This window comes from Pedobacter gandavensis (assembly GCF_032677645.1).
Classification (GTDB): domain Bacteria; phylum Bacteroidota; class Bacteroidia; order Sphingobacteriales; family Sphingobacteriaceae; genus Pedobacter; species Pedobacter gandavensis_A.
In genome coordinates this window covers 82,066-95,905 of record NZ_JAVTSB010000011.1, presented here as the reverse complement: position 1 = coordinate 95,905, position 13,840 = coordinate 82,066, and the positions used below count along the sequence as shown (strand labels likewise).

Here is a 13,840-nt window from a genome sequence, read left to right as displayed (position 1 = left end):
ATTATGCTGGAACCTGACGAGGTTTTTCACGTTCCCAGAAGCGATGCCGGGAGATGGCCATAATAAACTGGCTGGCAAGTTTAGCAGCATCAGCCCCCAGCACCAGTCCCTGTTTAAGAACCTGATCATCAGAAAAATCCTCTGGCAGGTCTTTAGAGAAATAAGTCGATTCCAGTACCCCTATTGCCTGGTCGTCGGCCGCAATAGCTTTACAATGTTTGAAAGCTTCATTTAAAAAATGAACCGCATTGGCTTCCCCTTTTAAAGTCGCCACGCTACTTTTTCCTCCAGGAACATAAACTGCATCGTATAATACAGATGCCGCAGTTAAAAAGCTCTCATCCACTGCAATCGTGGATTTATCTGCCGCAATTACCGCGCCCAGGACGGGAGAAATCACATGTACCACCCCGCCTGCCGAAATGATTGCTGATTTAACTGTATTTAGCGAAGCAGCATCAACCCCATTGGCGGCAAGTATCGCAATTTTACGACTCTTGATGTTATCTTTTATCGTATCAGCCATACTCAATGCAGCAGATTTTTCAAGCTTCCCTTCTACTTGAACAGGCTGATAATCGGCTGGATTACCATCGGCTGGAATGCTATGATTAATTGGCTGTTCGACTTGTTCAGGCACTTCAAGACCAAGCGCAAAGGCAACCTTTGTAGCCAGGCCTTTATCAACCAGAGAAAGGATCCCAACCATACGCTGGCGGATCGCTACAGTTTTTACTTTACCCAGCTCAAAACTTAAAGCATCAATCAAATGATTTTTTTCAGGATCAGACTGGCTGTTTACAAACAACCTCGCCTGACTAAAATGATCAAAAAAGCTTTGACTTCTTGCCCTCACCTTTTTGGCATCAATCCGCTCCTGATAAGAAGTAAAACCACCATCTGCTGCTTTTACCTGAGCAGGGTCATCATTGCCCAGTGAGTTTGGCCCATAACTTGTTTTGCCCCTATTGATGGTTTGTCGCATAAAACCATCTCTTTGGTTATTGCGCACTGCAACCAAGGGTCGATTGATGGGGATTTCATGGAAATTTGGCCCCCCTAAACGAATCAATTGCGTATCCGTATAAGAAAACAACCTGCCCTGTAATAAAGGATCATTAGAGAAGTCTATTCCTGGCACAATGTTTCCCACATGGAAGGCAACCTGTTCCGTTTCTGCAAAAAAATTGTCAGGGTTACGGTTTAGCGTCATTTTACCAATACGCTGTACTGGCACCAATTCTTCAGGAATTAATTTTGTCGGGTCCAGCAAATCAAAGTCAAACTTAAATTCATCCGCCTCAGGCACAATCTGGACGCCCAACTCCCATTCCGGAAAAGCACCACTCTCAATAGCTTCCCAAAGATCTCTTCTATGGAAATCGGGATCTTTACCCGAAATGTTCTGCGCCTCGTCCCAGGCCACCGAATGCACTCCCAACAGTGGCTTCCAGTGGAACTTTACAAAATTTGACACTCCCTTTTCATTGATAAAGCGAAAGGTATGCACGCCAAAACCTTCCATCATTCGTAAACTGCGTGGAATCGCCCTGTCGCTCATCAACCACATGATCATATGGGTAGATTCAGGCATCAGGGATATAAAATCCCAAAAAGTATCATGGGCTGAGGCCGCCTGAGGCATTTCATGATCTGGTTCCGGTTTCACCGCATGAACCAGGTCAGGAAATTTCATGGCATCCTGGATAAAAAACACCGGCATGTTGTTACCTACCAAATCAAAGTTTCCCGCTGTGGTGTAAAATTTAACCGCAAAGCCCCTTACATCTCTAGCCAGGTCAGTAGAGCCCTTAGAACCTGCAACCGTAGAGAAACGAACAAAAACAGGAGTCTGGACTGTGGTGTCATTCAGAAACTCCGCCTTGGTGACACTCCCCATAGACTTATACAATTCAAAGACTCCATGAGCTCCTGATCCCCTGGCATGAACCACACGCTCAGGAATACGTTCATGATCAAAATGGGTGATTTTCTCCCTAAGAATAAAGTCTTCTAATAAAGTTGCACCACGTTCGCCCGCTTTCAAAGAATTCTGATCGTCATTGATCTTTAAGCCATGATCGGTCGTCATCATTTCGCCAGTGGCATCAGCGGTGTGCGGTTGTAGCGCTTTAGTCTTTTCGTTTTCAGGTTGTTTTCCCTGCATATCTTTTTTTGCCATAACTCTAAATTTAATCGGTTGTGAAATGATATTGTGATTGCTGAATGATACACTATAAACTTAAGGCTGCAACCTGCAGCAGCATAAATCTGACCAGTAGAATAACTGGTATAGGTAATAATATCTTCCTATATCCCAGGTTTTGTGAAATGCTGCTGCTTTCATAATTTATACGTTAGTAACAGAACATACTTCAACACACTGAAACATAGAATGTTTCAAAATAAATTTTTAATATTTCTCCAAACATAATATAATTTGGAATGTTCTCAGGACCCAAGGATATTCTATAAGGACATTTAGAATTCTCAATTAATCAATGAATTCTATTCCACTTAAACATGCTAATCGGTTCTGGTTGATAAATTCTATAACCGAAAACTAAAGGAATTGCAAGGGGATTATATCCATTGGTGCATTGATTTCAGATTTCCGACCTTACTATCCTTTAGGAGAGCACTACGCACATAGCCTCTATTATTTGGTATCTTTGCAAGATATTTTTTGAGACAAATTAATAACATCTGATATGAAAATAGGAATAATAGGTGCCGGATCAATCGGCTTTAATCTAGCCAAAAAACTTGCTCCAAACCACTCAATTGTTATCTCGGCATCAAAACTTAGTGATGAGCTTAAAAGAAAAGTAGCATCTATAAACGTAACTGCAGTCGACATTAAAGACGTTGTAAAAAATGTTGATGTCGTGATTCTCTCTATTCCAACGAAAATTATCCCTGAACTGCCAAAGGATCTCTTCAATGATGTCCCGGATAATGTAATTATTGTAGATACAAGTAATTATTATCCATTCAGAGATGGCCATATCCTGGAACTTGATGAAGGAAAGATAGAAAGTGTATGGGTATCTGAACAATTAGGAAGACCTGTGGTCAAAGCATTTAATAATTTACTTGCTCATACGCTTGTTCAGGGAGGAACACCTAATGGCACTCCAGGACGCATTGCGATTTCCATTGCAGGAGATAATGATGAGCCAAAACTGGTTATTAGTAACCTGATTGATGAATTAGGGTTTGATACAGTAGACACAGGTAAACTTGAAGAATCATGGAGGCAGCAACCTGGAACGCCTGCATATTGCACAGAACTCAACAAAGTTGAGCTTAAGGATGCATTAACCATAGCCAATAAAGCTAATGCTCCTCAATTACGGGATCAAGTGATGGAATACCTTATTGAAAAACAATTCAATTTAAGTCATGAGGAAATCGTAGAAAACAATCGTTTGATATATTCAAAAGCACCGCCCCCTGGTTTGTCAAAATCATCCTGAGTATAATCAGTGCCGGAGTAAGAAAAAAGGCCCAGCAATCTTTAAAAGTTAAAAAGTAATCATTGTAAATCCTATGGATATAGAAGAGTTTCGAGCATACTGTCTGTCATTTCCCCACACCCACGAGGGGATGCCTTTTCAGGGTTTTTTCAAGAATTCGCGGTCTATACTTGTATTTTATGTGGGAAAGAAAATGTTTTCTTTTTTTGATATCGATAAATTCGATTACTGCACGTTGAAATGCGATCCGGAAGTTATTGAGACACTTAGAGAGCACAACGGCATCCAAAAACCATTTAACCTGAGCTGGAAACACTGGATCAGCGTTGCTTTAAATGGCGACGTTTCTGATGAGATGGTAAAGGATCTCGTAAAGAAATCTTACGCACTAGTCTCAGCAGGTTTATCAAAGAAAAGCACCTAAAATCAGTGAACCTGGGCCGGGGTACGTGCATTGACGTGTTAACCCCATTTTAATAACAGAATTGGGTTTTTAAGAAACTGCATTTAAGATTCCACTATATTCCTAATGGAATTCACTATCTTCATTATACTAAAGCAGCAGAATACCCGATCCCAGATTTCCGGTTAACCATTTAAATACGGAAAAGGAATACCCAGAATAATCATTTCCTAATGTTTATCAAACCACACTTCTACCATGAAAAGATTAACTCTTTCAGTTCTTACTGCATTTTTCTCCCTGTCTGCCCTGGCTCAAAAAGACAATAAAATAACCATCGGAACAATTGACAGCATCCAATCGAAGATTCTGAATGAACAAAGAAAAATCTGGGTATATGTACCAGATAGTTGGACCCCTGACTCTAAACAACGATATCCTGTATTATACTTATTGGATGGTGCTGACCATTTTTCTTCCGTAGTAGGTATAATTCAGCACCTTAGTCAGGGAATCGGTAACACCATTTGCCCCGAAATGATTGTTGTTGGCATTCCAAACACGGATAGAATCAGAGATCTGACACCAACACATGTAGATGCACCTCCACCCTATACCGACAGTTTGATGTTAAAAACAACAGGAGGTGGCGAACGTTTTGTTTCATTTCTTGAAAAAGAACTGATGCCGCGTATTGATTCCTTATACCCAACGCAACCTTACAAAATATTAACCGGACATTCATTTGGAGGCCTAACAGTGATGAACGTTGCAATAAACCATACAAAACTGTTCAACGCCTACATTTGTATAGACCCAAGCATGTGGTGGGATCAAATGAACTTGTTAAATACAACTCAGAAGGCGCTAAAAGAAAAGAATTTTTCAGGTACCACTTTGTATTTGGGAATTGCAAATACCTTGAGAGAGGGCATGGATATCACTAGAGTCCGCAGCGACACCACTAAAGGCACCAGGCATATCCGATCAATTCTTAATTTGGATCAATATATTAAAGAGCAAAAGGAAAATGGATTAAGGTATGATAGTAAATATTATAGCAATGAAGACCACGGATCCGTACCCTTAATCACAGAATATGATGCTTTGCGTTTCATCTTTAACAAGTACAGTTTTAAACTTTCCCCCAAAGACCTCACAGATCCGACTGTAGACTTAGTAAATAAATTTGAAAAACATTATCAGGAAGTATCAAAACTGTTGGGTTATAAGGTTTCCCCACCTGAAGAGGTAATAAACAACCTGGGCTGTGATTTTTTGCGGCAAAAGCAATATGCCAAAGCTGAAGGACTACTGAGAATAAATGTTGACAATTACCCTGAAAGTTATAATGTCTACGATTCTTATGGCGACTATTTTAATGCAACTGGAGATAAATCAAAAGCAATTGAATATTTCAAAAAATCTTTGTCTATCAAAGAAAACCCAATGTCCCGTGGAAAATTAAACACGTTATTGCCAGGTGGATAAACACCAGAAATATAAACAGATGCGCGCTGTTGGCTTATTTACGATATATCTCTTTCAACAAGTGCATCATATATAAATTGATCTCCCATTGATTGGCTACCGGCATCTTAGTAAAGGGTAAATGAACCATATAGGGTGCCGGACCAAATTCAGTAGTAATGGTTATTTTATCTATTTTTTTATTTTGATAATCTCTGATAATTTCATCCCACCAGTTCAAATGAGCCTCCAATGCTGTTTTAAATTCAGGTAAGCGTGGATCAATGACCTGTGCACTTTGGGACTGCCCTACTCTGGAATGAATATGTCCAACTTGTTTACAGGCTAAAGCAAGTGCCTCCTGTTGATCTTCGAGTAAACTTTCAGCTACATTGCACCAATGAGAAAAATCTGCGGTTATCCTTAAATCTGGTAATTCCTTTAGAAACCGGTGTGCTATATGTGAGGCAAATAATGCTTTACCCCGGTGTGTCTCGTGACAAATAGGAATACCGGTTTCCAGAGCAATTGCATCTGCGACAGTAAATAACGCCAGGTTCTGCTCAAAATTAAAATAATCCTTACCTGTCTGAGCGTTGATTTTCACCGGATTAAATGACGCGAGCAGCTGTAAATGTTTTATATAATTGGCTTTATGCTCCTCAAAATCCTTTTCAAACGATTGATAATATTGGCCAATCAAAAGCAAATTGTTCTTTTCCAATGCTTTGATCATGATACCTTGTTCATGTGGATCTTCAGGAACAGGTGTCTCCACACCATCATATCCTGCCAGTTTTACTTTCTGACAAAAATCATCCCAGTTACTACTTTCAGAACCCCAGCGAGGACAATAGAATTGTATTTTCATATTTAAAATTGTTGTTCTAGCTAGACTGTACTGCCGGATCAAATAGCAATGGGAAAAATTGCCCCTCCATCTGGTCACCTTCAGGAACCGCAGGTACACCATTGAGCAATACTTTATTTGAAGCAGATTGTGTCCCATCAGCAAACACGTTTAATACAAATGCCCCTCTGGAATGATTGGATTTATTTTCATTGGATCCATGTAATAATAAAGGATGATGAAATGTGCCATAGCCCTTCTTCATTTCAATGGAAACAGGAACAAATTCTTCTTTTTGCTTTTCAGTCAGGTGATCTGCAATACCATTCATATCGCCCGCTAGTTCTGGTTTTTCAAGCAAGCCCCATTTGTGACTTTTAGGAACATATAGTAAGCAGCCATTTTCAGTCGTGGAGTCATCTAATCCAATCCAGCAGGTTAAGTGCTGCATTGGGACAGTCCTGGTCCAATAAGAATAATCCTGATGCCAGGCAACAACTCCGCCATGCTTTGCCGGTTTACAAAATAATTGGTCATGCCAGAACCTAACCCCTTTATTCCCTAGCAACTGGCTTGCAGCCATCAGAAAGGCAGGGTTCCAAAGCGTATCATGAAAACCTTTTGTAATACGCCAGGCCCCCAATGCATGAAACAAAACAGTTTCCGGATTTGAAGATTCATTGGAATGGAATTCATGAAAGAGATGGTTTCCGGGATGATTCGCATTGGTAATCTCCTGTAAATCTCTTTTTAAAACCTCAACCTGCTCCTCTTCTAAAAGCTTAATGTTACTTAAATACCCATGCTCATTAAAAAATTGGACCTGCTCATCGGTCAACCGGTATTCTTCCCATTGGACTTTGCTTGCCGGTTTTTTAAATGTATCAGTGAGCTGATGATGAAATTCTGAAAGATCTTGCATGTTTGGTTCGTTGATTGATCACTCAAAGTAATTGAATAAAAAGATACCAGGGTTAGCTTATTTTGACTTAATAATCACTTATCTTGTGCTTAAAATAAGCTATTAAGTCAGAATGAGCATAGAATAAGATATTTCCCATGAAACCCGTTTTTGAATCTATTTTACCGCTACCATCAAGTTCTTTAAAGGCTTTCTTCCAGGAGAAAGACGAATTTGATGCGCCATGGCATTTTCATCCACAATTTGAATTAACCTTCATCCTAAAAAGTTCTGGTTTGCGCTATGTGGGGAATAGTATGGAGAATTTTGAAGACAATGACCTGATTCTATTGGGCCCAAACCTACCGCATTGCTGGAAAAACGTAGGCCCACAAATCAATAAAGCCCAGGCCATTGTGATTCAATGGGATATTGATTTATTGGGAAAAGACTGGTTGAGACAACCTGAATTTACCCATATAAAAAGGATGTTAGACCTTTCTGAAAAAGGAATCCGGTTTGACAAACTATTTGCCGGCGAAGTTAAAGACACCTTCATCAGGATGCTTAAAATGGAATCCTTTGAAAAGTTAATGTGTTTTTTAGATCTCCTGAACCTAATGGCTAACCAAATTCAATTTCAAACCCTTTGTGATCACAATTTTGCGATAATGACTGCTTCACAGCAAAGTGACCGGATCAATTCCGTTTATCAGTATGTGAGACAACATTATGGAACTAAAATAAGATTGGAGGACATAGCAGGGCATCTACATATGAGTGAAGAGAACTTCTCCAGATTTTTCAGCAAAGTAATGAAAAAAACCTTTTTCATCTTTTTAAACGAATTCAGGCTAAATATGGCCTGCAAACAACTCATTGAAACAGATCTGCAGGTTAAACAGATTAGTTACGCTTGCGGTTATGAAACACTACCTTTCTTTTTCCGCCAATTTAAGCGATTTAAACAAATCTCACCTTTACAATTCCGGCTAAAATACCATAAAATAGCCGGTGATTTCGAAACAGTATTATTGCAGAATAATAAGTGATATATACCATCTACTCAATGAGCCTAAACGAAATGGATAGCTTTAAGTTCTTTTGTTTAAATCTTAAAACCATGAAACAGAAAAAACTTTTAAGCCTTGGAGTAATTTTGTTACTCACGCTTTCAGCACTCTTCGCTCAAAAACAGCGTCCCACATTAAATCTCAAATCAGGAGATTGGTTTGAAACAGGTATTCGAATTCGCAATGAAGCTAATACCTTCGATTATAACTTTGATGTTAGGTATGAGCTCTCCAATAAAATGCCAAATGGAAATTTGGTTTTTAAAGTCTCTTTTGAACGATTGAAGTTAAAATATGCTGATGCAAAAAACACCTGGTTGGGCTATGATTCCTACTACCCTTCTTATTTAGAAAACAGAAAAAAAAATCTAACTAAACAGCGTTATGAAGTCACAGCTGATAGTCAGGGGAAAGTATCAGAACTGAAGTCACTATCGACCCCTAAAAAAATCAACTTCTCCTCAATTGATGTGAAAACGAAATCCACTGTTCCAAAAACAGAATTGTCTGTTGATAATATTTTCCCAATTGCCCATTTAAAACAAATTTCTGAGACCATCATCAGTTCGCTGATTGCCGGTAAGGGCTTGCCTAAAACATTAGACTTGCCAAACTCCACCGGGGGGAATCACCTTGCTAATGCAGTTTTAACATCGGGCTCTTTCCAATTGCCAAAAAATGCACTGATCAAAGGTAATATTACCAATTTAGTTAAGGCAGACAGCATTTATGAAATTAATAAGGAGATTTTCAGGTTTAATAAAGATGGTTCTTTTAGTGCTAGTGTTTTGGCCGGTTTAAATTATTCAAGGCGGAGGTTTATTTTTGGAGAATTTGATACCTATAAAACCTTCAGTCTCCCTTTGGAGCCCTTAGATACACTGATCATTAAAGCAGATGCGCTAGATTTCGACAACACCCTTTCTTTTGCAGGAAATGCAGCAGCAAAAGCCTCCCTGAGTAAAGATTTGGTCGCTGTTTTTAACCAGCAATGGGTTAATGAAAGTAATTATCATTCAAAATCACCTGCAGAATTTTTATCTTTTCAAAAACAAGGGCAAAAAGATTTGGACGTGATTATAAACAAGTACGCTAACCGTGTTTCGCCGGAAATTTTAGAGTATTGCAGCACTGATTTTAAGTATGTGCAGGCTGGGACCAAATTGATGTACCTTTCTGAATACCGTAAACAACCAAAACCGAATATCTCTATTGATAAGTTCCCTAGGGAGTTTTTTGTAGGTATTGATACACTGCCTGTTTTTATGAGTGGTTTAGATGGTGGTCTTTATTACGATTATTATCTAATGTGGTTAAGCTCCTATCAGCAAACAAAATTGGGTATGGTTAATGCCGACCAGCACGGCTTCTACGCTGATTACGCAACTGCTTTGGCATCTTTCGAAGGGTATCCCTTATATTTTACCATTTATGAATCATTAAGAAAAGAGCTTCACAAAAGTGAAGTGGAAAGTACTGAAAAGCTGAAGAATTATTATGAAGATTTCATCCATAATTGTGGCGATTCTACCTTTACAAATCGAATCAAAGAGGTTTGGACACAAGCAAGGCAATGGTTACCGGGAAATCCAAGCCCGGTTAAGAAACTCCTTTTAAAAGACGGAAGCGCTCTTGATCTCGCCCGATTTAAAGGAAAGCCTCTGGTCTTAATTGTAAACAATAACAATCCAGATGCTTTAAAAGGCTACATTGAGCTTATAAAAAAGCAAAAAGGTAGTAACGTTCATTTTGTTATCGCCCAATCTAATTCCTCCAATTTTGAGAAAAGTACCGTTGATCAAAAACTGAAGGATCTTCCCAATGTCACTTATGTCGAATTAAGTGATGACTTAAACAAACAAATGAATTTTGACCTTTATTATCTGCAAACCAAGGTATTTACATTTACTTCAGACTTTAGCGTCATATCCAGTTACTTGTTTGATGCAGCACCTGATGAACATCAGGTAGTAGAGGAAATGATAAAAAACGCAATAGATTCGAGTGTAATGACTAGGGATCAAAAGGCATCATTAATCAATACTTTAGGGTGGAGCGTTTGCTCCGCTCTGCTTACTTCAGTAGTTGTGTTTTTGGTTTATAGAGCAAGGATTGCCAGCATAAAGAAGAAGACCTTATTAAAGAACAAAATCAAGGATCTGGAGATCAAAGCAATACGCTCACAGATGAACCCACATTTTATATTCAATGCTTTGAATTCCATACAATCCCTGATTAATAATCATCAGTATAAAGAAGCTAATGTTTACCTGGAGAAATTCTCGCTGCTGATGCGAAGGGTTCTGAATAATTCGGAGAAAAGCTTCGTAACGCTTTCAGATGAGCTGGATGCAATCATACTCTATTGTGAGCTGGAGCAGCTGCGTTTTAACTTTAAATTTGAAATTGAAGTCTCTCCTGAAGTGAATACCCAATTAATAGAAATTCCAGGCATGATCATTCAGCCGCTGGTAGAAAATTCAATTCTACATGGTTTGGCTCAAAAGGGAGATGCGGGACTCCTTATGATTCATATTAGTTGTGATCAGAAATACCTTAAAATTGTAATCAAAGACAATGGTACCAGCTTAAAAGAAAATATAGCTGAGGGCAATAAAAGCTTTGGATTAAAGCTGGTCAAAGAACGACTAGTCCTGCTAAATACCGATGGAAATGTAGGAAACTTACATTTAAGTAGTAATTTAGGTGAAAATGAGCATGGCGTTACTGCTGTATTAACTATTCCAATAGATTAATGAGGATCTTAAAAGCGATATTAATTGACGATGAATCGAAAAGCAGAAATAACCTGCGTCAGTTGTTGCTGGAATATTGTCCAAATGTGGAAATCATTGCTGAAGCAGGCTCCGCTGTTGAAGCACTTAAATTAATCAGGGAATTAAATCCTGATTTGCTTTTTCTAGATATAGAAATGGGAGAAGTTTCCGGATTCGATTTATTAAAATTATTAAATGGTCAGCAGAAGTTTGAAGTTATTTTTGTGACCGCTTTCGACAAGTATGGGATTCAGGCAGTTAAAGCATGTGCTATAGATTACCTGCTTAAGCCAATTAATATTTTGGAATTGAGCAATGCAGTTGAAAAAGCAACCATCCAAATCAATCCTAAAAAAGAAAATGAAAGGTTAAAGGAATTGGTTGCTAATATAGATAGAGGAGATGATGAGCAGAGAATCGCGATCCCTTTATCGGATAAAATAGAATTCTTAGCGATCAATAAAATCATAAGGCTTGAGGCTGAAGGTAATTACACGCATATTTATGTAGACCATAAAAAACAATACCTGGTCTGTAAAACATTAAAGGAATATCAGGAATTGCTCGAAAACCATAATTTCATCAGGACGCACCAGTCCCACCTGATCAACTTCCGGAAAATCTCTGCCTATGTAAAAACAGATGGCGGATATATAGCTATGGACGATGGTAGTCAGGTACCAATATCCAGACAAAAAAGAGATGAGGTTTTACTCCGAATCCTGAAAGGAAAATCTTAACTCATTCTTTTTAACAGTCGTAAATGTGAAGCAATTCCTCCCCAATAGGTTGTCTGATTTGGTGATATATTGTGTTCCAATAAAATACTGTACAATATTCTGTTAAGTTTCGGGTAATGAATATGATGGTAGTGCGGGAATAAATGATGGGCAATATGATTATTAAAACCACCAAGTATAAAATTCGCTGTTTCACTGAATGGATGCATATCATTTGAACTTTTAATCTGGTTCATCAGCCAGGATGTTTTTATAAAACCATTGCTGTCTGTTGTAGGATATTCGGTCTGTTCCACATGGTGTGTCATAAAGAAAGTGAATAACAAGAACAATGATTGTGATAAATGCATTGCCAAAAAACCTGCCAGCACAATAAACCAGGGCTGCATAGAGAACAGTAAAGGCAATAGCAGTATAAAAGTTAAATAAAACGCTTTTTGAGCCCAAAATGAAAGATGATATTTAAGGTTCTTATTTTCTGTGTATTGGTCAGTTGAAAATAGAATTACAAAGTCTTTAATAAAAATCCAGAATAGAGAATAGATTGTATAGGCAAATGGTGCATAGAAATGTTGGTAGCGATGAAACCAATAATGTTCGCTGTTCGGAATTACCCGAATAAGTTTCGAGATTTTCAAATCAGAGTCATAGTCTTCGACATTTGGGGCGTAATGATGTGAGTGTATGTGTCTTTGTTTCCAGGCCTCTGCGTGTGCGCCAACAATGGTATAGATGAAAATAAAACACAGGTTATTTATTTTTTTGCTTTTAAATATGGTGTTATGAGAAAAGTCATGAGAAAAATTAAACGCAAAAAGCAAGGAGATAAAACCATACAAAACGAAACATAAAACAAATGCGATTGAATTACTTGTGGTAAATAATGCGGAGTAGCAAACAGCCGTAAATGTGAAATAGAATATAAACTTAGTCCATATTTTCAGTGTAAAGTTGACTTTATTCACGATGAGTTGCTCCTCCACTTGCTTGTAAATGGTTTTTAGCAATTCGCTGTCCCGGGCAATATAAATGTGCTTATCTTTCAAATGGAATAGGTTTAAATTGCTGCTGCTGTCCCATTCCTTTTAAAAATCTAAAATGTGAGGCAAGAGATTTTCTGTAAGGCATTTCCATATAGATCAGGCCGTGTTTTTGAGAAAGCTCTTTAAAAATGGGAAGGATTTCTAAATAATGAACGTGGCAAATGTTTGGCAATAAATGATGTAAAGCGTGGGCATTGAAGCCGCCCAAAGTCCAATTGAAAAATGTGCTATCCGCGTTATAGTCAACGGATGTGCACATTTGCAGTTTTGGCCAGCTCATATTAAGTTTATTATCTGTGTCTGGAACAGGATGCGCTACATAATCGGATAAATGTGAAACACCCAAAACGCCAACAAAGATTAGCGATACAAGAAAGTGGTTCATTAGAAATGCCAATAAAACTGTTGTCCAATCAAAGGGCAAAAGGTAGATCGGAAGAACAATCATATAGCCGATATAAAGAAATTTGTAAAGAATGAGTTTTATGACTTCATTTCCTGGAATCTCTATTTTAATGGTTCGACTTGAGTAATTAACTAACATCAGTGTTTCCCGAAGGAAAAACCAATTTATGGAGTACAGCAAATAAAGAAATGGAGCGTATATAAATTGATACTTATGAAACCATTTTAGCCGTTGATTTTCGGTCATTCGGAAAAGTGGATTGTTCAAAACATCAATGTCGCTACCCTCCACATTCGTGTACAAATGGTGTGATTCGTTGTGATTCTTTCCCCAAACGTAGGCGTTGTTTCCTTGCAGGTTAAAGCTAAGAGAGAATAATAGTTTGTTCCAGAATTTACTTTTTACTGCAACTCCGTGTGCGGCATCGTGTGAAATATTGAAGGCTGTCAGCAGAACAGAAAGTCCCGTAAGCAGGTAAAATAAGTAAAAACCAATTGTTGTGGTACTTGTAATCATCAGTACATAAAACAAAATGTCAAGGCTGAAATAGAGTATGATTTTAAAAATCATGGTCTTATTACCCGTCTTCTGAATCCCTTTCTCTGAAAAATGCTGGTCGATTCTCTCATTTAATTCTTTGTAGAATTCAGAGCCTTCATCCTTTGTAAATTTCAATTTATTCATTTTGTCAATATTGT

The 13,840-nt window shown here is 38.2% G+C and carries 11 protein-coding genes; 6 read left to right on the top strand and 5 right to left on the bottom strand.

The window, feature by feature from the left end; all coding sequences use genetic code 11:
* Window position 1: 1 nt before the first annotated feature.
* Entirely contained in the window at window positions 2–2,182 is a 2,181-nt protein-coding gene (locus R2Q66_RS18260) for a catalase (RefSeq protein WP_316751688.1), read from the bottom strand.
* A 529-nt stretch (window positions 2,183–2,711) separates the two neighbouring features.
* Between R2Q66_RS18260 and R2Q66_RS18255 the strand changes: the two genes are divergently transcribed.
* From R2Q66_RS18255 to R2Q66_RS18245, 3 genes are all read left to right on the top strand, one after another.
* On the top strand, window positions 2,712–3,479 hold the full coding sequence (locus R2Q66_RS18255) for an NADPH-dependent F420 reductase (protein WP_316751686.1): 768 nt from the start codon (window positions 2,712–2,714) through the stop codon (window positions 3,477–3,479).
* A 73-nt stretch (window positions 3,480–3,552) separates the two neighbouring features.
* Window positions 3,553–3,903 carry an MmcQ/YjbR family DNA-binding protein gene (locus R2Q66_RS18250; RefSeq protein ID WP_316751684.1) on the top strand — a complete coding sequence of 117 codons (351 nt, stop codon included), beginning with the start codon at window positions 3,553–3,555 and terminating at the stop codon, window positions 3,901–3,903.
* Window positions 3,904–4,140: 237 nt separating this feature from the next.
* Window positions 4,141–5,373 carry an alpha/beta hydrolase-fold protein gene (locus R2Q66_RS18245; RefSeq protein ID WP_316751682.1) on the top strand — a complete coding sequence of 411 codons (1,233 nt, stop codon included), beginning with the start codon at window positions 4,141–4,143 and terminating at the stop codon, window positions 5,371–5,373.
* A 34-nt stretch (window positions 5,374–5,407) separates the two neighbouring features.
* Here the strand turns inward: R2Q66_RS18245 and R2Q66_RS18240 are convergent, their stop codons facing one another.
* Both R2Q66_RS18240 and R2Q66_RS18235 read right to left on the bottom strand, forming a co-directional pair.
* The gene (locus R2Q66_RS18240; RefSeq protein ID WP_316751680.1) at window positions 5,408–6,223 is read right to left on the bottom strand and encodes a sugar phosphate isomerase/epimerase; all 816 of its coding nucleotides are present in this window, start codon (window positions 6,221–6,223) and stop codon (window positions 5,408–5,410) included.
* Between the two features lie 16 nt (window positions 6,224–6,239).
* The gene (locus tag R2Q66_RS18235) at window positions 6,240–7,124 is read right to left on the bottom strand and encodes a phytanoyl-CoA dioxygenase family protein (protein WP_316751679.1); all 885 of its coding nucleotides are present in this window, start codon (window positions 7,122–7,124) and stop codon (window positions 6,240–6,242) included.
* A 137-nt stretch (window positions 7,125–7,261) separates the two neighbouring features.
* Here R2Q66_RS18235 and R2Q66_RS18230 point away from each other — a divergent pair, with 137 nt between their 5' ends.
* The 3 genes from R2Q66_RS18230 to R2Q66_RS18220 all read left to right on the top strand — a co-directional run bounded on the left by R2Q66_RS18230 (window position 7,262) and on the right by R2Q66_RS18220 (window position 11,693).
* Complete coding sequence (locus R2Q66_RS18230; protein WP_316751677.1) at window positions 7,262–8,155, top strand: AraC family transcriptional regulator; 894 nt, start codon at window positions 7,262–7,264, stop codon at window positions 8,153–8,155.
* A gap of 71 nt (window positions 8,156–8,226) precedes the next feature.
* Window positions 8,227–10,932 carry a sensor histidine kinase gene (locus R2Q66_RS18225; protein WP_316751675.1) on the top strand — a complete coding sequence of 902 codons (2,706 nt, stop codon included), beginning with the start codon at window positions 8,227–8,229 and terminating at the stop codon, window positions 10,930–10,932.
* On the top strand, window positions 10,932–11,693 hold the full coding sequence (locus tag R2Q66_RS18220; protein ID WP_316751672.1) for a LytTR family DNA-binding domain-containing protein: 762 nt from the start codon (window positions 10,932–10,934) through the stop codon (window positions 11,691–11,693). The genes R2Q66_RS18225 and R2Q66_RS18220 overlap by 1 nt, the downstream gene beginning before the upstream one ends.
* Here the strand turns inward: R2Q66_RS18220 and R2Q66_RS18215 are convergent.
* Window positions 11,690–12,739 (bottom strand): fatty acid desaturase family protein, encoded by a 1,050-nt coding sequence (locus R2Q66_RS18215; RefSeq protein ID WP_316751669.1) that lies wholly within the window; start codon window positions 12,737–12,739, stop codon window positions 11,690–11,692. The two genes, R2Q66_RS18220 and R2Q66_RS18215, sit on opposite strands and share 4 nt — an antisense overlap.
* Window positions 12,729–13,826, bottom strand: coding sequence for an acyl-CoA desaturase (locus R2Q66_RS18210; protein WP_316751668.1), 1,098 nt, complete (start codon window positions 13,824–13,826; stop codon window positions 12,729–12,731). Before R2Q66_RS18210 ends, R2Q66_RS18215 begins: the two co-directional genes overlap by 11 nt.
* Window positions 13,827–13,840 lie beyond the last annotated feature (14 nt).